Origin of the sequence: Nocardia sp. NBC_00565, from assembly GCF_036345915.1 — a bacterium.
Classification (GTDB): Bacteria; Actinomycetota; Actinomycetes; order Mycobacteriales; family Mycobacteriaceae; genus Nocardia.
Map to the genome: position 1 here is coordinate 8,088,243 of NZ_CP107785.1, position 21,577 is coordinate 8,109,819.

Below are 21,577 nucleotides of genomic sequence, written 5' to 3' on the forward strand. Positions count from 1 at the left end.
TCATGGGCCTGCCCGCTAGCGACTGCTTGCAGGTCGCTCGAAAGGGCCAGTCCAGGCGGAGACACCGTGAACCGCCCATCTCAGGAGAGTTTTCATGACCTCAGCGACCATTCCTGGTCTTCGGAATTCCGACGGCAAGCAGCCGACCGAGCACAGCGAACTACTCGCCTGGGTACAGGAAGTCGCAGAACTCACTCAGCCAGAGCGAGTGGTCTGGGCGGACGGTTCCGATGAAGAGTGGGACCGGCTGACCACCCAGCTCGTCGCGGCGGGCACCTTCAAGAAGCTCAACGAGGAGAAGAAGCCGAACTCCTACCTCGCCCTCTCCGATCCCTCCGATGTGGCGCGTGTCGAATCCCGCACCTACATCTGTTCGAAGACCGCGGCCGACGCGGGCCCGACCAACAACTGGATCGACCCCGCCGAGATGCGCGCCACCATGACCGAGCTGTACCGCGGCTCGATGAAGGGCCGCACCATGTACGTGGTGCCGTTCTGTATGGGCCCGCTCGGCGCCGAGGACCCCAAGCTGGGTGTGGAGCTCACCGACTCGGAGTACGTGGTGGTCTCGATGCGCGTGATGACCCGGATGGGTGCCGTCGCGCTGGAGAAGCTCGGCACCGATAAGCCGTTCGTGAAGGCGCTGCACTCTGTCGGCGCGCCGCTGGCCGCCGGCGAAGCCGATGTGCCGTGGCCGTGCAACGACACCAAGTACATCACCCACTTCCCCGAGGACCGCGAGATCTGGAGCTATGGCTCCGGTTACGGCGGCAACGCGCTGCTCGGCAAGAAGTGCTACTCACTACGCATCGCCTCGGCCATGGCCCACGACGAGGGCTGGCTGGCCGAGCACATGCTGATCCTCAAGCTGATCTCCCCGGAGAACAAGGCTTACTACATCGCCGCGGCCTTCCCGAGCGCCTGCGGCAAGACCAACCTCGCGATGATCCAGCCGACGGTTCCCGGCTGGCGCGCGGAGACCCTGGGCGACGATATCGCCTGGATGCGGTTCGGCAAGGACGGCCGCCTGTACGCGGTGAACCCGGAGTACGGGTTCTTCGGCGTCGCGCCGGGCACCAACCGCAGCTCCAACCCGAACGCCATGGCGACTGTCGAGGCCGGCAACACGGTCTACACCAACGTCGCGCTCACCGATGACGGCGATGTCTGGTGGGAGGGCCTGGAGGGCGAGCACGATCACCTGATCGACTGGAAGGGCAACGACTGGTTCCTCCGGGAGACCGAAACGCTTGCCGCGCACCCGAACTCGCGCTACTGCACGCCGATGTCGCAGTGCCCCACGCTGGCTCCCGAATGGGACGACCCGCAGGGCGTGCCGATTTCGGCCATCCTGTTCGGCGGTCGCCGCAAGACCACGGTCCCGCTGGTGACCGAATCCTTCGACTGGCAGCACGGCGTTTTCATGGGCGCCACCCTGTCGTCGGAGCAGACCGCCGCGGCCGAGGGCAAGGTCGGCACCGTGCGCCGCGACCCGATGGCCATGCTGCCGTTCCTGGGCTACCACGTCGGCGACTACCTGAACCACTGGATCAATGTCGGCAAGAACGCGGATGCGAACAAGCTGCCGAAGATCTTCTATGTCAACTGGTTCCGGCGTGGCGGCGACGGCCGCTTCCTGTGGCCCGGATTCGGTGAGAACTCCCGCGTGCTGGAGTGGATCGTCGGCCGCATCGAGGGTTCGGCGCAGGCCGAGCCCACCGCGATCGGCCACGTGCCGACCGCCGCGCAGCTGGACCTGGACGGTCTGAAGGTCGATCCCGTCGATGTCGACGAGGCGCTGGTCGTCGACGCCGACGAGTGGCGCAAGGAGATCCCGCTGATCGAGGAGTGGTTCGAATTCGTCGGTGACAAGCTGCCTTCGGGCGTGCGCGACGAGTTCGAGGCCCTCAAGGAGCGCCTGGGCTGATAGCGCCCCGAAGCTGATTCGCCCGCACCATCTTCGGAGATGGTGCGGGCGAATTCGTTTATCCGACAGGTTATTCGGAGTACGGAGCCATCCGGACGAGTTGCAGAAAGCCGACACTGTTCAGCAGGGCCGCGCGGCCCTTCGGCACCGCCTCGGCCTCGGCCTTGAACGCGGCGATCAGCTGCCGCTTGGCATCGTGACGCGGATGCCGTTGCAACAGTTGCGCGACCCAGTCCGGATCCAGTTCCGGGAAGCGCGCCCCGATCACATCCACTGAAGCGCCCGCGGACACGAACCCGCCGGGATCACTCAGATCGTTGGCAACGCCAGGTGTGATGTGCGCGGCGATCGCGGCCCCGATCGCCTGTGCGCGTTCAGGTTCCGCGCCCTCGCGCACCGCGAACGCTGCCGCCCGTTCGCCACCGGCCACCGCGAAACACCTGCCCGGAGTCGGGCTTTCGAGCTGCAGATCATGCAGCAGGCAGGCGATATAAACCAGTTCGTCGTCGTAGCGAACACCGTCGAGCTCGGCCAGTACCCGCCCGAAGAAGTAAGTGCGATACGAATGCTCGAGCATGTGGATCGAAAGCGATTCGCGGGCTTCGGTTTCGGCCGCCGTGGCGAGTTTCGAATCAGGTAGCCGCAGCCCCGCGAACTCCAGACGCCCGGTACCGGTTCTCCCGAGTACCCGTTTGAGCTGCGCACCGCCCAGTTTCGGCAGCGTCCGCGCGAGCTCGACCGCCAGCTGCCGGTGCTGTCTCCCGGATAGCGTTCCCCCGGTCCGCGTCGCCCATTCCCAATCGATTCCAGCAGGCGCACCCACGTCCCTCTCCTTCTCCTCGACCGGTTCTCGCTGTTCAGTGAAGCGCCCGCGCCGATTGCCGACGAGTGGCGGAAATGCCAGTAATACTCGGATTCACGCCAATCCTAGCGGCAGAAAGCCCGGTCGACAGGTTTCCGAGTCGTACCGGGCTTCGCGGGTTCAGGGACGTCGTGGCTGCGGTGACTGCTCAGCGGAAGTCGGTCGCGTGGTCCCTTGCCCACTGCGCGAACGTGTGCGCGGGACGACCGGTGACCTCCTCGATGACCGTCGACACCTGTGGTGCTGTGGTGCGTCCGGCCTCCCATCCGGCTAGAACGGCATCGACGCCGATCGATGGCATGGTCTTACCGAGTTCCGCACGCGCCTGTTCGACGGGGATCACCTCGACGGTGATCTCGCGGCCGATGGCCGCACCGATGTGCTGGACCTGCTCGCGCAGAGTCAGTGACTCAGGGCCCCAAACGGGGTAGGCCTGGCCTTGATGACCCGGTTCGGTCAGCGCGGTCACCGCGAGTGCGGCCAAGTCCTTCTCATGGATGGGTGCCGTCCGGGCGTCGGCATATGGCATCCGAACGACGCCTTCGGCGCGGATGGACTGCTGCCACCACCACAGAGCGTTGGTGGCGAACATGCCGGGCCGGATGAATGTCCACGCCAGATCGGACTTTTCGATGGCGGACTCGACGACGGCGTGCATCCGGGCAATCGGGTTGTCCGCGGCATCGGTCCGCAGGACGGCCCCGGAAGACAGGAGTACCACGTGCTGTACTCCGGCGGACTCGGCTGCCGCGACGAAACCGTCGATCCCGTCGGGCTTGGCGTAGAGGAACACCCGCTCGGCGCCTTCGAGTGCGGCGGGCAGCGTTTCCGGTTGTTCCAGATCGGCTGCGACGACCTGCGCGCCCGGCGGGAAGCCCGCGGTTCCGGGTTCCCTGCTCGTCGGGCGGACCTGCTCGCCCCTCGAAATCATGCCCGCCGCGACATGGCGGCCGACATTGCCTCTGGCTCCGAAAATGACTGTGACCATGGCGGCAGCGTAGGCCGCCTAGCTTACTGTCGGAAAGGACATACCTTCAGGTAAGCTCCGGAAATGGCGGTACGTTCGCAGGTTCGGCACGATGACTGGCCGAGCATGAGTGACGCATTCAACAGTGATTGCCCGGCTCGTGAGGTGCTCGACCACATCACGAGCCGCTGGGGAATATTGATCCTGACCGCGCTCGGTGCCGGGCCACTGCGGTTTTCCGAGTTGCACGCCATGATCGGCGGGATCAGCGAGAAGATGCTTTCGCAGACGCTGCGCACGCTCGTGCGGGACGGGTTGATCGCGCGCACCGTCGAGCCGACCACCCCGCCTCGGGTCAGCTACGAACTGACCGCACTCGGCCGGGGACTCACCGAGTCCCTGCATCAATTCCTGGGTTGGATCCGTCAGAACACGGTCGAGGTGGTGGCTGCTCAGCGCCGCTACGACCGGCAGAACCGATAAAGTGGCGGAAAGGGCAGTAGTGCTTGGATTCGTGCCAAACTGAGGATGTGAAGCAGGTAGTCGCGCTCGCGCTGGACGGGGTCATGACCTACGACCTGACGTGTGCGGTGCAGGCGTTTCGGCATGGGCCGGGTACCACCGGTGCGCCGGTGGGATTCGAGATGCGGACCTGCGGGGTGCGGCCCGGGCGGGTCTGGACGCCGAACGGATTCGAGCTGCTGGTGACGGACGGTCTGGAGGCGCTGGAGACCGCCGACATCGTGGTCGTGCCGGGCATCGGGCTGCCGACGCTGCCGCCGCCCGAGGAGGTCCTCGACGCGCTACGAGCCGCGGCGGCGCGCGGCGCGACCATGGTGAGCATCTGTGTCGGCGCGTTCGTCTTGGCGCGGGCCGGATTGCTGGACGGGCGGCCCGCCACCACGCACTGGGCGTACTGCGATGAGTTCGCCGCGTTGTTTCCGGCAGTGAAATTGGACCCGACGGCGCTCTATGTGGACGACGGTGACGTGCTGACCTCGGCCGGATTATCGGCCGGTCTCGACCTCTGCCTGCATATCGTCCGCCGGGAACTGGGCGCGGGCGCGGCGGCGGAGTTGGCCCGATGGAATGTGACGCCACCGCACCGCGAGGGCGGCCAGGCCCAGTACATCCCGGATGCCTTGGGCAGCAACGACTTCCCGGGCACGCTGGCCGCGACCATGGCCTGGGCCGCGGCGAATCCGGTGGCGGCACCGGATGTTTCGGCGCTGGCCGGATATGCGCTGATGAGTGAGCGCACCTTCATCCGCCGGTTCAAGGCCGAGGTCGGCACGACCCCGAGACGGTGGTTGGACGCGCAGCGCACGGTGCGCGCTCGGGAGTTGCTGGAAACCACCGAACTACCCGTCGAAGTCATCGCGGCACAGTCCGGATTCGGCAGCGTCACCGCCTTGCGGGTGCATCTGCGTGCGGCGACCGGCACGACGCCCGCCGGGTATCGGCGGTCACTTCGCCGCTAGCGGATCGTTCGCGGATATCGCCGACGGTCCTGCGTGCACGGCGGTGCCGAGTGCTCGCGGCGTCAGCAGTGTGTCAGATCGCCGGATACCGAGCGTCAGGTGCGCTACGGTTGCAAAAGCTCGACGCGCTGCGGGAATGTCCGCGGTGCCAGGTATGCCCGGTGGTGGCTTATGCTTCGTACGTTCTCCGTCTCAACCGACCAGTTCGATTGCCAAGCGTTAACTGCGTGACTTAGATCGACTGAACTACTTCCCTTTCGACTCGTGGCCCCGCGTCCGCGGCCAACGATGACATCGACGCGCGAGAGGTGGTTGGAGCATGACCGATCTGGAAATAGGCCCGTTGACAGTGCCCGACGTTGCCGGAATCGAACTGGCGACCGCGAGTACGCCGCTGCGGCGTGCCGCGGGCCGGTTGGAATCGGTGCTGCCGCCCGGCTGGCGGGTCGAGATCGTCGACGCGCCCGGTGCGCACAGCAGTGCCGGCACACCGGGTATGCGTCATCAGCCCGTACTCCGGGTGGTCATGCCGGGGGACTGAATTACCCCGTCCAACCCAGCGGCATCAGCAGGGACTTCTGTTCGCAGAACGCGTCCAGACCCTCTGGTCCGTTCTCTCGGCCGAGGCCGGAGGTCTTGTACCCGCCGAACGGCGAGCCGGGGTCGAACGCATACCAATTGATCGCGTAGGTGCCGGTGCGCACCCGCGCGGCGATCTCGGCGCCGTGCTCGATATCGGTGGTCCAGACCGAACCGGCAAGGCCGTAGACGGAGTCGTTCGCGATGGCGACCGCCTCGTCCTCGGTCTCGTACGGAATGACCGAGAGGACCGGGCCGAAGATCTCCTCCTGCGCGATGGTCGACTTGTTGTCGACATCGGCGAAGATGGTCGGCTCGACGAACCAGCCGCGATCCACATTGGCCGGGCGGCCGCCGCCGAGGACCAGGCGCGCGCCCTCTTCCTTGCCCTTGGCGATATAGCCCTCGACCCGGTCGCGCTGGCGTTCGGAGATCAGCGGGCCGAAAGTTGTTGCCGGGTCGGCGGGATCGCCGGTCTCGAGCGTCCGCACGTGTTCGACCAGTGCGTCCAGGATCTCGTCATAGCGGCTGCGCGGCGCGAGGATGCGGGTCTGCGCGACGCAGCCCTGGCCGCTGTTCATCAGACCGGAGAAGGCGAGCACCGGGATATTGGCGGCAACGTCCATATCCGGCAACAGGATTGCCGCGGATTTGCCCCCGAGTTCGAGCGAGACGCTCTTGAGCTGACCGGTCGCGATGGCGCCGATCTTGCGGCCGACCGCGGTGCTGCCGGTGAAGGTGACCTTGTCGACGCCCGGGTGCGAGACGAGATATTCGGCGGCGTCCGCCTCGGCGGGCAGGATCGACAGCACGCCCTCCGGCAAGCCTGCGTCGGTGAAGATGTCGGCGATCTTGTTGGCGGTCAGCGGAGTCAGCGGCGCGGGCTTGAGCACCACCGTGCATCCGGCGAGCAGGGCGGGCGCGAGCTTGTTGGCCGCGAGGAACAGCGGGACGTTCCACGCGGTGATGGCCGCGACGACGCCACGTGGCTCGCGAGAGATCCGCGAGGTGCCGAACAGGCCGGTGCGCGTTTCGTGCCAGGGGAAGGACTTCGCCAGTGCGGCGTACGCGTCGAGCGTGGCCACCGCCGGAATCTGGTTTAGCGTCATGGCAATCATTTGCGGTGCGCCCATTTCCGCGGTGAGCGTGGCGAGCAGATCGGCTGAACGCTCCTCGATCAGGCGGGCGGCGCGCGACAGTACCTGGGCGCGCTCTTCGGGCGGAGTGGACGGCCACGGGCCGTTGTCGAAGGCGTGCCGTGCGGCGGCTACGGCGGCGTCGACGTCGGCGCGAACCACCACCGGGACGCTGCCCACCGTCTCGACCGTCGCAGGTGAGACGACCTGGAGGCGTTCGGTGGTGGCTGGCGCGGTCCAGCGGCCGCCGATGAACAAGCTGTCGTAATGCATGAGAACACGTTACAGTTTTGCGGCCGGATTGTCTGTAACCTGTTCCAGTTTTTCGCTCGGACACCGTTCTGAACAGGGCGAATTCCAACCTGTCGGTTCGCTTTTCAGAGAACGCACTATTGCGTTCTGTTGTTGCACCGGTCATGCTGTAGCTATTGATCAGCTCGCTCGATTCATGAACCGATTACGCAATTGGGGAGTCAGAGTCATGGCGGTGCAAGTGATCGGTCTGTCGCTGATGACCAGCGACCAGACCGAGCATCAAGCTAAGAGTGTTGGCACAGGCGGGTGGGTGGTTTCCTTCCTGCCGGGCCGGACGCTGACCATCGAGCAGGCGACGGCGGCGATGCAGGCCGCCGAGGCCGTCGCGGTCGTCGGACTGCTAGCCGATCTAGTCGGCCTCACGGCGCTGGAAACCGTGGGCCTGGCCATTCAGGAATCACCCTGGGCCCAGGTGGCCTGCGGGCGGCGCACCTGGCGCCGAGGGTGGCTGGAGAAGTAAGAGCTAATTCTTGGTGGCCACGACAACCAGATTGCTCACCAGTAACTCACGCACCGCGGGGATCCGAACGAGCCACCACGCCCAGCGTGGGTGGTATCGGGGGAAGACCGCGAAGATATCGGCCGGAGTGGTTGCCGCCCAGCGCAATCCGTCCACCGCCCGAACGGCGAACATCGACTCGCCGAAGCGGTTCTTCGGTTCCCGGCCGGTCTTGCGGCGGTATCGACGCGCGGCGTACTCGCCGCCGAGGTAGTGCCAGGGGCCGGTTTCGTGACCGCCGAACGGGCCGAGCCACACCGTGTACGACAACACGATCAGCCCACCGGGGCGAGTCACGCGCACCATCTCATCGGCCATGACCCAGGGGTGCGGTACGTGTTCGGCGACATTCGAGGAGAAGCAGATGTCCACTGCGTCGTCGCGGAACGGCAGCGCCATTCCGGAACCGCGGACCGCGCCCGGGACCGACAGTCCGGCGGCGTGCATCTCCGACGGGTCGGGTTCGACCGGAATGTAGCGCGCACCCGTCTTGACGAATTCGTCGGCGAAATAGCCGGGGCCGCCGCCCACATCCAGGATCGTCGCGCCCACTAGGGGCCGCCCGGTGACGTCGGCATAGAAATCGCCGATCATCGCGGCGCTGTCGGCGGCCAGGCCACCGTAGAACAGCGCCGGATCGGTCTGCTCGAAGCGGAAACTGCCGAGCAACCGCAGCGACCGGCGCAGCGTGGCCCGTCGCGCGAACCGGGACAGGCGTCCGCGCCCGGACGGCGGGGTACCTACTTCCGCCGCTTCGGTCGGCTCGGTTTCAGCTCTCGGCACGGCGGAGAGTCTCGCATAGCCCCACCGCTGGGGAATCCCGCGGACGGTGCGGAGCTTGCTGGGCGGGTGCACGGGTTAGGGTGTACGGCGATATTCATCCTTCCCGACCCGGGACCTGTCGACCGAGAGAAGCTCCACCGTGCGCGAAGTCCTCCTGCTGTGCTGGCGTGACACCGGGCACCCGCAGGGCGGCGGCAGCGAACGGTACCTGGAGCAGGTCGGGGCCCAGCTCGCCGCGCGGGGGGTCAAAGTCACCCTGCGTACCGCCCGCTATCCGGGCGCGCCGAAACGTGAGCGGATCGACGGCATCGATATCAGCCGGGCAGGCGGGCGGTTCACCGTTTATCCGCGGGCCCTGGCGGCCATCGCCCTCGGCCGACTCGGGATCGGGCCGCTGCGCGGTCTGCGGCCCGATGCGGTGATCGACACCCAGAACGGGATCCCGTTCTTCGCGGGTGCCGCGAGCGCCGCGCCGTCTGTGGTGTTGGTACATCACGGACATCGCGAGCAATGGCCGGTCGCCGGGCGTCTCGTCGGGCGGATCGGGTGGTGGATCGAATCGCGGCTCTCGCCGCGGGTGCATCGGGACAACCAATATCTGACCGTTTCGCTGCCCTCGGCCGAGGAGCTGGCCACGCTGGGCGTGGACGGGTCGCGGATCGCGGTGGTGCGCAATGGTGCTGAACCGGTTCCAGTTGATGCACCGACCGGGTGTGTCGAGACGCGCACGGAGGATCCGCGGATCGTGGTGCTGTCGCGGTTGGTGCCGCACAAGCAGATCGAGGACGCGCTGGCCGTTGTGGCCGGACTACGGCATCGGATTCCCGGGCTGCGGCTCGATGTGATCGGCGATGGCTGGTGGGCGGACAACCTGAAGGCCGACGCGCATGGGCTCGGCATCGCTGACGCGGTTACCTTCCACGGTCACGTCGATGAGCGTCGCAAGCACGAACTGCTCGCGCGAGCCTGGGTGCATGTGCTGCCCTCGCGCAAGGAGGGTTGGGGGCTCGCGGTGATCGAGGCCGCCCAGCACGGTGTGCCGACCATTGGTTACCGCAGTTCGCGGGGGCTCACCGATTCCATTGTCGACGGTGTGACCGGTGTGCTCGTGGATGATGTTGCCCAGCTGGCCGATTCGGTCGGGGATTTGCTCGACGACAATGAGTCGCGGACGGTCATGGGGGAGAAGGCGCGGGCTCGGGCGCGTGAATTCTCTTGGGAGCAAACGGGTAACGGGGTTTATGACGTGCTCGCGGCGGTTGCTCGTGGGGAGCACACCTCCGGACTGATTCCGCCCGGTCCGTAATCGCGCCGGATAGGTGTGCTGCCAACGGTTTTCATGCGGTCGGCCGCGGGCGTAGTAAGGCCGCCAGCAGCAGGCCGCCGACGAGCATTGCGGCCCAGAGGATGTGGGCGGCGTACGCGATCGTGCGGTGGGCGGGCTGCGATTCGGAGCGATGGTCGGCGACGGCGGGGACTCGGTACAGCGTCAGGTCCTGGTCGGTGTATATCGGGTCCAATTGGGCGAGTGTCGTTTTCGACTCGCCCAGCGGACCGGGGGTAGTGCGCTCGACGAGCACCCAGCCGACGCCGAGATCACCCAACTGTCGCGCCGAACCACCGTGCAGCAGTAAGGTTTCCACCTCCCGAGCCCCGGCCCCTTCGCCCGCGACCGTACGTCCGCGGACCGGGAGCTCACCGGTCTGCAGCACATCGTGCGGGAGCATCCGCGGCGCCGGATCCAACACGGGCGCTTTACCGCTGTATGGGAACTTTCGGAACATGCCCCCGGGCAGGACCGCGATATCTCCCGGCCCGTCGATCCGCTCGGTAACGCGCTGCCACCCGGCGGGGTAGTGCACCGGCCGCAACTCGCCGCCTACGCCGTAGGCGAGATCGAACAGTGGCAGTACGAGCAATGCGATGAATGCTATTGCGGTCAGCGATATTGCGGGCGACCTGTGCGCGTTGGCAGTCGAGGGGGTGTGGGCGAAGCGCACGCCGAGTGCTCGGCATCCGGCCGCGGCGCACAGCGCGTAGGCGGGCATGGCCAGTGCGACGTACTTCTGCGTATCACGCAGTAGTCCCGCGCCGGGCACGCCGGCGACGAGCCACTCCATGACGCTCATGCCCCAAGGCGTCGACCCCAAGGCGGGGAGGACGACAGCGGCGACCGCGAGTATCAGCAGAGTACGGCGAACTCGGAGGCTCGCGTGATCGACACTGGCTATCTCTGCGTCGGCCGCGCGGATGCCCGCCCGACTGCTGGCGGTCGCGCGGATGCCGGTCGCCACGACAGCCAGGAGCAGAACGGTGCCGATGAGGGCGAGCAGGGTGATGCGGGAGTCCGGCACCGAGTCGCCGTTCCAGATTCCACCCAACCCGGCCAGCGAGCCGAGGGTGCCGAGGCCAGGTTCCGCGCGCGCGGCGAATGCGGCTATCCCGGCCGGGTCGGAAGGTTCGGACCCGGCCCCAGACAGCGCCGTCGCCGTCAACCACGGCGCGGACGCCACCAATAGCAGGCCGAGCGTCCCGAGCAAGTTTCGCCGCCCGACCAGCACCACAGCGGTACAGCCCGCCAGCAACGCCCCGGTCGGAGTGAGTCCCGCAGCCGCAAAGCACCCGGCCAACGCGCCCCAAGCCCCCGCCGCCCCAAGCCGCCAAGCCGTGTCACCCGTACGCCGGGCGATGGTGGATGCGCGGATTCGGTAGGCGGCCAGTGCGGTCCAGGGCAGTGCGGCGTATCCGGTCAGCAGGCTCCAATGGCCTTGGAGTAGACGCTCGGCGACGTAGGGGTTCCATAGGGCGACGGTGACGGCTACCAGTTGTGGGGCGGTCGATACTCGGAGTAGTTCGCGGGTCAGCACCGCCGCGCCGTATCCGGCCGCCCACAGCGCGACGAGCAGGATCGCCTTGACGATCAGGCCGCCGTCGATGATCGGTGACAGTGCCGCGAGCAGCGCGTCCTGCGGTACCGCTCGTGGGGCGGCGTCGCCGAGGCCGAGCGCCGAGTCCGTCAGATAGGAGCGCGGTGTGCTCACCGCATCCCGCAGCAGCAGATAACCCGGCCCGAGCAGTGGACCGGCGATGAGCAGCGCGAGGACTCCGCTGTACCCGGCCGGGACCAACCTCGTCCACCGGTCGCGCCGCGTCGAGCCGCTGCCACTCACGGTTGTGCACCCTACGTTCCGATCGGGAAGCCGCGCGCCGCCGGGCGGGTGCGGGCAACGGCCGGTCGGGTGGGACGATTGCCGCGTGCCTGCCGTCCGTCGCCTTCCCGTCGTGGCGGATTTGACGTTGGTAACGGCCGGCGCGATGACGGCCAATGTGGCGGGATATCTGCTGCAGATGTTGGCCAGCCGCTGGTTGGGCGTCACCGGCTACAGCGAATTCGCGAGCCTGCTGGCCGTCCAACTCTTATGTGCGGTGCCCGCGCTGGCCCTGCAGAACGTAGTGGCCAGGGAACTCGTGCGTGGGGCAGGCGTCGCGGCGCTGCGCGGCCTGCAGTGGCGCTGCGCGGTGATCGTTGCCGCAGTGGCCGCAGCGTTGGTGCCGCTGGTAACCGCAGTACTGAACGTCGGCGTGGTCGCCTGCGCCGCCGCTCTCGGCGCGGCCCCCGCCTTGGTGCTGCTATCCGGCGAACAAGGAATCCTGCAGGGCAGCAGACGCTTCCGCGCGTTGGCAGTGGTCCTCGGCGCAGCCGGCATCGCCCGGGTAGCTCCCGCCCTCATCGTCCTAGCCCTAGGCGGCGGCGCAGCCCCCGCCCTATGGGCCGCCGCCCTCGGAATCGTCGCAGCCGCAGCCTTCGCGCGATACACAGCAGGCTCCCCCCATTCCCGCATCCGCCCGGCACACGACGCGGCAATCGAGCCATCGCCAGATGACGGCTCAGATGATGGTGGTTTCGGAGTCGAAGGCGCGCGACCCGGGCGTGCGGGTGTATCTCAGGGCCGGACGGCGCGGATGCGTGCGCAGCGGCGTTCCGGTGATGCGGCTGACGGGGGTGCGCGGTTTGTTGGGGTATTGCCGGTGTTGCGGGCCGCGCAGGTGCAGGCGGCGTTGATGGCGTTGTCGTCGGCGGATCTGATCATTGCGCGGGTCGTTTTGGATGAGGCGGATGCGAGCAGGTATGCGCTCGGGGCGATCGCCGCGAAGATCGCGTTCTGGTTGCCGCAGGCCGTAGGGGTGGTGTTGTATCCGCGGATGGCGCAGCCGACGCACTCGGCGCGCGCGATACGGGATGCGCTGGCTGTCTTGTCCGGCATCGGGATCATCGCGGTAGTAGGTGCGGCGGTGGCGGCACCGTTGGCGCCGCTGTTCGCGGGACAGGACTACGCCCCGATCCAAGGCATGCTGTGGTTGTTCGCCTTACAAGGCGCCATCCTCGCCGTGCTGCAGGGCGCACTGCTTTCGGCCATCGCGGTAGACCGCACCGCCCTCGCCACGGTGACCTGGCTGGGCCTCGCGGTCGAGGTAGTGCTCATGACCTGCTTCGCCCGCTCGGTACCCACCCTGATCACCACCGCCGTCGGAGTCGCCGCCGCCACGACGATCCTGATCGCGGCAATCGTCCTGCGCACCGCCGACCACCCCACCCCAACCGAATCGCACCCCTCACCCAGCTGAGAAACCCACCCGAGCCAACTGCGCCCGCCGTCCAGCGATACCCGCCATCCCGGTGTGTGCACGGGTGTGCGGGGATTGGAGGTGGGGCGTTTACGATCACGGACATGATCACCGGTGTGCACACTCTGGTTTATGCGCAGGATCCGGATCTGGCTCGTGGGTTCTTTCGCGACGTTCTCGGCTGGCCGAATGTGGATGCCCATGACGGGTGGCTCATCTTCGGCACGGGGCCGAGTGAGCTCGGTGTACATCCTGCGGATGGTCCACCGCGCCACGAGATTTCGCTGATGTGCGATGACCTCGAGCGGACGATCGCCGAATTGGCCGGGCGCGGGGCGCAATTCGAGGGGGAGATAGCCGATCGGAGTTTCGGGCGCTGCATCGACCTGAAGATCCCGGGCGCGGGAGTGATGCTGCTCTATCAGCTGGCACATCCGGTCGCCTACACCTTGGGTTCGTCCGCCCCCTGACGCTGAGCGCCAACCGCTCTGAGCGTCAACCACCTCGGCACCGAGCGCACGCGCGCCGAATACACCTGTGCGGAAACGAACTCGGCCCCCAGGTGCAACCTGGGGGCCGAGGATCTGACTACCGTCAGAGGTTCTTCTGGATCCTGATCTGCTCGGTCGGAGCGTCATCTCCACCGCGGCCGGTCGGACCGCCGCGACGACCCGCGGGCGCGGGCGTGGACCCACCGCGAATGCCCAGGACCACACCGCCGATCAGCGCGATCGCACCGAGCACGCCGAACACGATCGGCAGGATCCGGCCGTAGAGCGACAGCTTGTCGATGTTCTCCTTGGCCACCGAGATCTGCGATTCGATGGTGTTCTCATCGAAGACCAGGTGCGACTTCAGCGCGGTGACATCGGGGTGGTCGCCGTTGCGCGCGTAGTACAGGTGGATCTGCTCGCCACCCTTTATCACGGTGCCGGTCTTCGGCTCGATCCACAGGTCGCGGGTGTCGGTGTAGAACCGGGTCATGGTGACCGGCTCGTCGCCCTCGAGGCCCCACTTGGCCGCGGGCAGGCTCAGCTTGTTGGTCGGCGCCTGAATCACCTCCCACATGTTGGTCACCGGGACCGTCATCTGGAAGTGGTAGACCTTCATGCTGTTGATCTCGGTCTCTTCGATGAACTTGGCGTCGTAGGACTTACGCGCGTTGACATCGAAGTACGGGTAGCTCTTCTTCTCGGTGCCGATCGGGAAGCGGTACTGCAGACCGGTGTGCTGCACCGGATCGGCGATGGACTCGCCTTCTTTGGTGGTGGTGACCGCGACGGAACCGTTGGGGTCCTTGCTGACCGGCGCGCCCGACACGCGGTCGATGGTGACCCGGTCGACGGTCGCGGTGAGCAGGCCGGTGTCGCCCTGCTTATCGATGCGCCGCAGGGTCTGACCCGCCTGGACCGTCATCTCGGTGGCATCCGAGGGGTCCTCGACGGTGAGGAACCGCTGCGAAATCAGCGGCACATTGGTGTCGATCTTGGCCGCGCCTTCCGGCGCACTGAGCGACTTCGAGTCCAGGACCAGGCTGTCCTCGCCCGGCTGGTTCGTCGCTATGGTGGTGATCTCGAGGTCGAGAGGAGTTTTCGCCAGTTTGCTGACGGTGTAGGACGGAATCATCACCGCGGCGACGATCAACAACGCGCCCAGACCCACGAGCAGGCAGGCCACCGTCCTTCTGGTTCCGGCACTCAGTGCCATGCAAACTCTCCTCGTCGTAGAACACAGGTCTGTACGGCGAGTACTGCGGGCGCACCGCGGCACTCGTGAGCCCCGACACTAACAGCCCGATGTCGTACCATGCGGTGCCGAGGCCGGATTAGACCCAGAAATCGCCCGAGTCTAACGCGAAATCTGAAACGTTGTGTTACCAGCTGTAGGACGACCCACTTGCGGGGTCGCACGAACGAAGCCGCAGACTGGTGCCGATGACCGCCACCCTGCCCGCGCCGACAACCGATGCGCCCATCCGAGCGCGCGGATTCGTGCCTGCGTTGGAAGGTATGCGCGGTATGGCGGCGCTCGGCGTACTGCTGACGCACGTCGCGTTCCAGACCGGTGCGGCGAATGCGCCCGTACTCGGCCGGATCTGGGGACGGTTCGATATGGCCGTCGCGGTGTTCTTCGCACTGTCGGGCTTCCTGCTCTGGCGTCCGCACGCCGCCGCGGCGCGCGGGCTCGGCACCGCGCCGTCGGTCGGCTACTACCTTCGGCACCGGGCCGCGCGCATTCTGCCCGCCTACTGGGTTGTGGTGGTGGCGGTTCTGGTCTTGGAGCCGAGCGCGGCGGACACCGCCGGCGTACGGGTGTGGCTGTCGAATCTGGCGTTGACGCAGGTGTTCGTGCCGCTGACCCTCACCGACGGACTCACCCAGATGTGGAGCCTGTCCGTCGAGGTGGCCTTCTATGTGGTGCTGCCGCTGCTGGCGTTCGCGGCGGTGCGGTTGCGTGGCGACGCCGCGCGCTGGCGCATTCCCGCGATCCTCGCACTCGCGGCGGTAAGCATGACTTGGAACTTCATCCCGGTGCCGACGCCCGACGCCATCCACGCCGACAATTGGCTGCCCGGTTATCTGCCGTGGTTCGCTGCGGGCATGCTGCTCGCCGAACTCGTCGATAATAGGGATCGGCTATCGCCTAAGCTGCGGGTGCTCGCCAATCAGCCGGTGATGTGGAGTGTCGCGCTCGTCGCTTTCCTGTGCTCCGCCACCGATCTCGGTGGGCCCGCCGGACTGACCCGGGCCGAGCCGTGGCAGTACGCGGCCAAGATGGGTTTCGGCGCGATCATCGGTTTCGCGCTGCTCGCGCCGCTGGTGCTGCGTGCGCCGGGAGCTCGCCCACATCGCTGGCTGGAATCCTCGGTCGCCGCCACCATCGGGCGCTGGTCCTACGGCATCTTTCTCTGGCATCTCGCGGTGCTGACGGTGGTCTTCCCGATCTTCGGAATCCTGCCGTTCCGCGGCGATTTCGTGGTGGTCCTGATACTGACGATCGCGATCACGCTTCCGGTCGCCGCGGCCAGCTATGCCCTGATCGAGGAACCGGCGCGCCGCTTCGTCCGAGATCGCGATCGCGCGAAGGCCGCCAGCGCCATGTCGGAGCCGAGCGGCGAAACAGTCCGCTGACGCGGTTCGCGCGCACGCCGTGATCGGCTCGGATGCGCCGCGGACGAGTTGATCGATGCTCCGACGTCTGCCGGGCGTCCGGCCTGCCGAATCGTATGTATCACAGCTGATGGGTCGCATGACGGTCAGTCGAGTTGGCGGCGGATGTCGAGGAGATGGTGCCGCAGTTCGTGGAGTGTGTGCAGGGCCAGCCAACTCAGTGGACGTTGCTGCCGCTCGGGAAAGTTGTAGATGAGCGTGCGATCCCAGTCGGCGGGTGCCAACCGATCGAGCACATTGGCGAACAGCAGCGCCGCATCGCCGAGTTGCCGGGCCACGTCCGACGGCTGCTGATCGGCATATCCGTCGTGCTCGACGCGTTCATCGCGACCCATGGGCTCGAGGGTCGGCGTATCGGCGCGACGTGCGAGCAGCACCCGTTCGCGTTGTGCGAGCAGGACATCGCGCATATGGCACGCGTACTCCAACGGGGACCACACCTCCGGTGCGGTTCGCCGCCGGAGTTCCTGGTCGTCACGCCGAAGCAGTGCGGCGTACTCCGCCGCGCGGACCTTCGTCAGCGCCGAAATCTCGGGCACCAACGCCGGTTCGTATTCGAATCCGCACTCCGCACAAGCCGTCACCTATCCGACGCTAGCAATCGGATTCGCTCCATAAGAACCATCGACGGTTGCTGGGTTCGAGACACCCATCGGACCGCAGGTGCGTGATTTGTCGCTGCTGAGCGCAGGTTGTCGAGCGGCGGCTCGCTACCTGCGTGGGCGGCGCGCCGGCAGCGTGGCAATACCCACCGCGACAACGGCGAGCAAGGCGGGCAGCTGGACCCACAGCGAGCCGCCCACATATCCGCCCGCGGCACGCCATGGTCCGGTGGAGAGGGCGGCGATAGCCGCGGCGGTGCCCAGACCCGCCACGGCGGCAAGGACTTTCGGCGTCACTCGCGGGACGAAGCGGACCGCGGCGAGAGTGATCACAGTCAGTGCGGTGCCGACCGGCCCGGCGATCACCGTTGCGACAGCGCCGATTCCGAGCGCACCGAGGATGCGGTTGCCCCAGGTGGACGGCGGCGAGTCCGCGGTGTAGTCGTCTGCCACAGCGGGGGATTCGGCGGCGTGAGTCGCCGCTTCGGCTGGTGCCGGCGTAGCTGCGTCATCACCGGGCGATCGACGGGCTGAGTCGTCGCGCGCATCGGTGGCGGGGCTGGAGCGAAGCAGGGGATCGCCAGTGGTGACATCCGGATTCGGAGCAGGGCGCGTAGCGGAGTCGGGGGCTGTCGTCGGCTTGGAAGCGCTCTGGCGATCGCTCGCATCGGGATTCGGCCTCGGCCCAACGGCTACCGGGATACGGCGCGTGCCGGCTCGGCGGGGGATGGCGAGGAGGACCAGCGGGATGAGTAGTAGCAGGCCGCCGAAGATGCTGAGGCGGTACCAGCGGTCGAGAGGGAACGAGACGGTGATCGGACCTGACTGTGTTGCGGGATTCGATCGGGTGGCGGCGCTGTCCGGCAGCAGCCAGCCTTGCTGCCAGCCGTTGACCACGATCGGTTCCGGCTCGCCGCCATCGGCGAAGCGTGCCCGCCAGCCGACGTTGGTGCTCAGCGGCAGCACGAGGAGCTGGTTCGGTGGCGTCGCGCGATCCGGCTGCGGCGCGGTGGGCGGGTCGAAATCGGTGCGGTTCAAGCGAAGTCGGTCGACGAAGAAGAGATCGGTGGGCGCGACCGTCACATCGGCGCGTCCCTGGGGCACCGCAATGTCGAGGACTCCGGTTTCGCTCGCTTCCGAATCCGGGGCACCAGTCGAATCCGGGGTACCTCCCACTTCCTGAGGGACTTCCGAATTCGCGCACACGCGAGCGGGAACCGGTGCGCCGGAACGTAATTCATCGGCGGTCGCAGTGACGGTCGTGTGGACGAAGCGTCCTCCGAGTGCGATGGTCGGCCCTTTTACGCACGGAATGGTGATGAGCCGGTCCGGCGCGGCAGGCGCGGGATACTCCGGCCCGAGCACCGACACCTCGGCAAGACCAGGTGGCTGCTCGACCGCGAAACCGAGTGCGGTGCGATCCAGCACCGGCTTCCAGGTCTGAATGCTTAGTTCGATGCGATCGGTCACCGTGGGCTGCAACGAGATTCGGGTCGTGGCGTCGGGCTCGAGCTCGCGAATCTGCGGTCCGTTGCCCAGGTTCACCGCGACCGAGAGCGGCTTGGCGGGCAGCCCGCCGAGCGACGGTGTCAGGTCCAGCCCCGTCACCAGTGCGGGTTCGGGCAATTCCAGGGTGAGCGTCGGTTTGCCGCCCGCCGGATTCCGCACCGAATCCTCCGGAGCCGTCCAGCTCGTGCGCGGATCCCCATCGGTCGCCGCGAAGGCGGAACCACGCAGGTCGCCGACATCGGCCTTACCGCGAGCCACCGCGCGCGAATGGTCGGTGAGCAGTGCCTCGAGCGCGGGCCCCTGTCGCGTACGCACGGTCAGTTGCGGCGCGACGGTCACCGGCTGCGGCACCGACAACGTGCGCTCGAACGCCCCGGGTTCTTCCGGCGCGAGGGCCAGCCCTTTACTGCACCGCACCCGGTCCAGCGCATCGAAACACGCACTGCGCCCCGGAAATTCCTGACCGAGATCCCAGGCACGAACCGGAGCGCCCGCCGGAGTTGGCGGCAGCACGGTCCGATGTCGGATATCGACCCGCACCGGTGCCCCACGGACGGTGTAATCGTCCAAGGTCAGGTCGCTGATCCCGAATTGCCCACCCCGCGTGCCGTCTTCGGTGCGGATGGCGGTGATCGTGAGCCAGTCCGTTTTGCCCGCGGGCAATGAAATCGATACCGACGCACCCGGTTCGGAAATCCGGGCGGAAACGCTGCCCTGCGCGGTCCGCACCTCCACCCACTTCACCCGATCGCCGATCGCCGCCGCACTGGTGGACAGTCGCAGCAGCCCGGAGTTGATCGGTTGGTCGAGATCGAGCCGAAGCCATTGTCCCAGTGCGTGTTCGGTGCCATTGCTGATCCACGCGGTCGACGGATCGCCATCGACGACGGCGGCGGTCGAACTGCCCGGTGCGGATCCGCCCAACTGGGTTGCGTCGGCCGCCGAACTGGACGCGGTGATCGTCGCGCCCGACCATTCCCCGCGCACCAGATCCGCTCCGGGAACCGGATAGTCGGGTACCAGATTGTGCGTGCGGCGCGCGTCGTCCGGGGCGCGCAGTGCCGAATTGTGATTGTCCACCCGGCCGAAGTCGGACTCTCTGGCCATCGGCGTATCCGTGACGGTCAACGGCCCGATCGGCAGTCCGGCCGCGGCCGCGTCGGATGCGAGCAGTCTCGGCGTATCCGTCGACGCGGAATCGCGGTGCAGCCGTTCGAGCACCTCGGGACCACCCTGCACCATCGGAACCTCGGCCAGGGGAACCGTGTACGCGCCCGGGAACGAGGTCGGAGCGCCTGTGCCACTGCGTATTTCGATAGGTGTGCCCGGCGGCCGCGCCTGGACCCGATAGATCTCGATCGCCGGGTAGGCGGGCCGCAGGTCACCGTCGGCGACCAGGCCATCGGAGATGACCATCGTCTGGATGGGATTGCCGAATTCGGCCACCTTGGTCAGTCCTGGTGAGCCGTCGATCGCCTGATGCGCCAACATCGGCCGGGTCGAACGCGACGTCTCCGGGTCGAGATCGTTGCGCAACACCAGGATTCCGATGCCCTGATCGGCCAGCGTCGCGGCGAGTCCGGCCGATGGTCTGCCGTCGGCGATCAACCGCTGCACCGAATCCATCGCGCGGATGGTGCCCGGCGGGTTCAGCGGCACCGCATCGCGGATCGCCCAGGGTGTGCTCGCGAGCGCCTGCAGCGGCTCGTCGCGGGTCAGCCCCCACACCTGGCTGCCGAACGGTGCACCGGGTACTACCAGGGCGCGGGTGTCGGAGGCGTTATGGGACAACCACTGTGCGGTCTGCTTCCAGTACCCGGGCACCTCGTCGTACGCACCGCGCGGCGCGAGTTTTCCGGTCCAGGCCAGCGAGGTGGACAGCGCGAGCGCGGTGAGAATCAAGGCGGCGACCGCGACCGACTTATCGCGTTCGGGATGGGCGAAGGCACTGCGCCACACCGGCATCGGCACGGACGCGGGCAACGGCACCTTGGTCAGCGCATGGGCGAGGCCGAGCACCAACGGGATTCGGATCAACGGCTCCAGCTTGTGCACATTGCGCAGCGGCGCACCCCCGGAATCCAGGAATACCCGCACCGAATCCGCGAACGGCCCGCTCAACTCCCCGACATATCCGGCGCAGATCCCGACCAACCCGACCAGCAGAATCAACGCGAGCCGTCCGCGAAACGGCATGGACCGCATCGCCAACCCGGCCATCCCGGCCGCCGCGAGCAATCCGGTGGCCAGCACCGCCGCGGGCTGGGTAACCAGCACCGCGCCCGCGATCCGCTCGGGCGAGACGAACGGTGTCCAGCTGTCGGTGCCACGCAGCACCTCACCCAGGGACGCCCACTGCGTGGTCACTCCCGAGGATTCGATGTAGTCCAGAAACGGCGGGCTGACCTTGCCGAGCAGCAGCAGCGGCACCGCCCACCAGAACGTGGCCAGTACCAGCAGTGGAATCCAGGCTCGGGTGAATCGCCACCACCGCCTGTTCGGCTTGTACGACGCCCACCACAACAGCGCGGGCAGGAATGCCGCCACTGTCGCCACCGCATTGACCGCGCCCATCAACGCCAGGGCCAGCGCACTCCCCGCGGGCGAGGCCGCACCACCGCGTTTGCGATGTCGATAAGCGGTGCCCAGCGCGGCGGGCGCGAGCAGCACCCAGGGCGCGAGCACCATCGGCAACGTCTCCGACGAGATCGAACCGAGCGTGGTCAGCACCCGCGGTGACAGCGCGAACGCGGCCGCCGCCACGATCCGGGAGCCGCGACTGCCGATGCCGAGCGCTTCGCAGAGCCGGACGATGCCCCAGAACCCGGCGAGCAGCAATAACGCCCACCAGATTCGCTGGGTCACCCAAGCGGGCAGACCGAGCACATGTCCGGCCGAGAAGAACGCGCCGTGTGGAAAGAAGTACCCGTAGGCCTGGTTCTGCACCTGGCCCATCGGAGCCTGGCTGCTCCACAGGTGCGCGGCGCGTTCGAGGAAACCCAGCGGATTTTGCGCCAGGTCGTATTTGGTGTCGGCGACGGTGAATCCCGGCGCCTGCAGAAAAGTCAGCAGGAACGCCGCGACCACTGTCCCGGCGAACCAGCGTCTACCCAGCGGGGCG

At 67.3% G+C, this 21,577-nt stretch carries 17 protein-coding genes; 9 read left to right on the forward strand and 8 right to left on the reverse strand.

Features of this window, described 5'->3' with window-relative positions:
* The first annotated feature begins 94 nt into the window (after window positions 1–94).
* Window positions 95–1,927 (forward strand): phosphoenolpyruvate carboxykinase (GTP), encoded by a 1,833-nt coding sequence (locus OG874_RS37315; protein WP_330251741.1) that lies wholly within the window; start codon window positions 95–97, stop codon window positions 1,925–1,927.
* Window positions 1,928–1,997: 70 nt separating this feature from the next.
* On the opposite strand, the gene OG874_RS37320 is transcribed toward OG874_RS37315, so the two are convergent.
* Together OG874_RS37320 and OG874_RS37325 are read right to left on the reverse strand one after the other, a co-directional pair.
* Window positions 1,998–2,831, reverse strand: coding sequence for an HD domain-containing protein (locus tag OG874_RS37320; RefSeq protein WP_442943467.1), 834 nt, complete (start codon window positions 2,829–2,831; stop codon window positions 1,998–2,000).
* Window positions 2,832–2,937: 106 nt separating this feature from the next.
* Window positions 2,938–3,777 carry an NAD(P)H-binding protein gene (locus OG874_RS37325; RefSeq protein WP_330251743.1) on the reverse strand — a complete coding sequence of 280 codons (840 nt, stop codon included), beginning with the start codon at window positions 3,775–3,777 and terminating at the stop codon, window positions 2,938–2,940.
* A gap of 63 nt (window positions 3,778–3,840) precedes the next feature.
* Between OG874_RS37325 and OG874_RS37330 the strand changes: the two genes are divergently transcribed.
* From OG874_RS37330 to OG874_RS37340, 3 genes are all read left to right on the forward strand, one after another.
* Complete coding sequence (locus tag OG874_RS37330) at window positions 3,841–4,239, forward strand: winged helix-turn-helix transcriptional regulator (protein ID WP_330251744.1); 399 nt, start codon at window positions 3,841–3,843, stop codon at window positions 4,237–4,239.
* A gap of 47 nt (window positions 4,240–4,286) precedes the next feature.
* The gene (locus OG874_RS37335) at window positions 4,287–5,237 is read left to right on the forward strand and encodes a GlxA family transcriptional regulator (RefSeq protein WP_330251745.1); all 951 of its coding nucleotides are present in this window, start codon (window positions 4,287–4,289) and stop codon (window positions 5,235–5,237) included.
* 319 nt (window positions 5,238–5,556) lie between these two features.
* Window positions 5,557–5,778 (forward strand): hypothetical protein, encoded by a 222-nt coding sequence (locus tag OG874_RS37340; RefSeq protein WP_330251746.1) that lies wholly within the window; start codon window positions 5,557–5,559, stop codon window positions 5,776–5,778.
* A 1-nt stretch (window position 5,779) separates the two neighbouring features.
* Here OG874_RS37340 and OG874_RS37345 read toward each other — a convergent pair whose 3' ends face one another.
* Window positions 5,780–7,225, reverse strand: coding sequence for an aldehyde dehydrogenase (locus OG874_RS37345; protein ID WP_330251747.1), 1,446 nt, complete (start codon window positions 7,223–7,225; stop codon window positions 5,780–5,782).
* A gap of 208 nt (window positions 7,226–7,433) precedes the next feature.
* On the opposite strand from OG874_RS37345, the gene OG874_RS37350 reads away from it, so the two are divergent.
* Entirely contained in the window at window positions 7,434–7,727 is a 294-nt protein-coding gene (locus OG874_RS37350; protein WP_330251748.1) for a hypothetical protein, read from the forward strand.
* Between the two features lie 3 nt (window positions 7,728–7,730).
* Here OG874_RS37350 and OG874_RS37355 read toward each other — a convergent pair whose 3' ends face one another.
* A complete protein-coding gene (locus OG874_RS37355) occupies window positions 7,731–8,480 on the reverse strand; it encodes a class I SAM-dependent methyltransferase (protein WP_330257591.1) in 750 nt (249 codons plus the stop codon).
* 208 nt (window positions 8,481–8,688) lie between these two features.
* On the opposite strand from OG874_RS37355, the gene OG874_RS37360 reads away from it, so the two are divergent.
* Complete coding sequence (locus OG874_RS37360) at window positions 8,689–9,855, forward strand: glycosyltransferase family 4 protein (RefSeq protein WP_330251749.1); 1,167 nt, start codon at window positions 8,689–8,691, stop codon at window positions 9,853–9,855.
* A gap of 31 nt (window positions 9,856–9,886) precedes the next feature.
* Here OG874_RS37360 and OG874_RS37365 read toward each other — a convergent pair whose 3' ends face one another.
* Complete coding sequence (locus OG874_RS37365; protein WP_330251750.1) at window positions 9,887–11,719, reverse strand: hypothetical protein; 1,833 nt, start codon at window positions 11,717–11,719, stop codon at window positions 9,887–9,889.
* Between the two features lie 112 nt (window positions 11,720–11,831).
* On the opposite strand from OG874_RS37365, the gene OG874_RS37370 reads away from it, so the two are divergent.
* Window positions 11,832–13,175 carry a polysaccharide biosynthesis protein gene (locus OG874_RS37370; RefSeq protein WP_442943190.1) on the forward strand — a complete coding sequence of 448 codons (1,344 nt, stop codon included), beginning with the start codon at window positions 11,832–11,834 and terminating at the stop codon, window positions 13,173–13,175.
* Window positions 13,176–13,279: 104 nt separating this feature from the next.
* On the forward strand, window positions 13,280–13,645 hold the full coding sequence (locus OG874_RS37375; RefSeq protein ID WP_330251751.1) for a VOC family protein: 366 nt from the start codon (window positions 13,280–13,282) through the stop codon (window positions 13,643–13,645).
* 124 nt (window positions 13,646–13,769) lie between these two features.
* Here the strand turns inward: OG874_RS37375 and OG874_RS37380 are convergent, their stop codons facing one another.
* Entirely contained in the window at window positions 13,770–14,882 is a 1,113-nt protein-coding gene (locus OG874_RS37380; protein ID WP_330251752.1) for a DUF3068 domain-containing protein, read from the reverse strand.
* Window positions 14,883–15,109: 227 nt separating this feature from the next.
* Between OG874_RS37380 and OG874_RS37385 the strand changes: the two genes are divergently transcribed.
* A complete protein-coding gene (locus OG874_RS37385) occupies window positions 15,110–16,306 on the forward strand; it encodes an acyltransferase family protein (RefSeq protein ID WP_330251753.1) in 1,197 nt (398 codons plus the stop codon).
* Window positions 16,307–16,431: 125 nt separating this feature from the next.
* Here OG874_RS37385 and OG874_RS37390 read toward each other — a convergent pair whose 3' ends face one another.
* Both OG874_RS37390 and OG874_RS37395 read right to left on the reverse strand, forming a co-directional pair.
* Entirely contained in the window at window positions 16,432–16,875 is a 444-nt protein-coding gene (locus OG874_RS37390) for a DinB family protein (RefSeq protein WP_442943468.1), read from the reverse strand.
* A 180-nt stretch (window positions 16,876–17,055) separates the two neighbouring features.
* A complete protein-coding gene (locus tag OG874_RS37395; protein WP_442943469.1) occupies window positions 17,056–21,570 on the reverse strand; it encodes an alpha-(1->3)-arabinofuranosyltransferase domain-containing protein in 4,515 nt (1,504 codons plus the stop codon).
* Between the last annotated feature and the right edge of the window lie 7 nt (window positions 21,571–21,577).

Excerpts from the sequence above, each read along its gene's own strand:
- OG874_RS37315 (WP_330251741.1), top strand. The coding sequence starts at position 95 with ATGACCTCAGCGACCATTCCTGGTCTTCGGAATTCCGACGGCAAGCAG.
- OG874_RS37325 (WP_330251743.1), bottom strand. The coding sequence starts at position 3,777 with ATGGTCACAGTCATTTTCGGAGCCAGAGGCAATGTCGGCCGCCATGTC.
- OG874_RS37330 (WP_330251744.1), top strand. The coding sequence starts at position 3,841 with ATGGCGGTACGTTCGCAGGTTCGGCACGATGACTGGCCGAGCATGAGT.
- OG874_RS37340 (WP_330251746.1), top strand. The coding sequence starts at position 5,557 with ATGACCGATCTGGAAATAGGCCCGTTGACAGTGCCCGACGTTGCCGGA.
- OG874_RS37345 (WP_330251747.1), bottom strand. The coding sequence starts at position 7,225 with ATGCATTACGACAGCTTGTTCATCGGCGGCCGCTGGACCGCGCCAGCC.
- OG874_RS37350 (WP_330251748.1), top strand. The coding sequence starts at position 7,434 with ATGGCGGTGCAAGTGATCGGTCTGTCGCTGATGACCAGCGACCAGACC.
- OG874_RS37375 (WP_330251751.1), top strand. The coding sequence starts at position 13,280 with ATGATCACCGGTGTGCACACTCTGGTTTATGCGCAGGATCCGGATCTG.
- OG874_RS37380 (WP_330251752.1), bottom strand. The coding sequence starts at position 14,882 with ATGGCACTGAGTGCCGGAACCAGAAGGACGGTGGCCTGCCTGCTCGTG.
- OG874_RS37385 (WP_330251753.1), top strand. The coding sequence starts at position 15,110 with ATGACCGCCACCCTGCCCGCGCCGACAACCGATGCGCCCATCCGAGCG.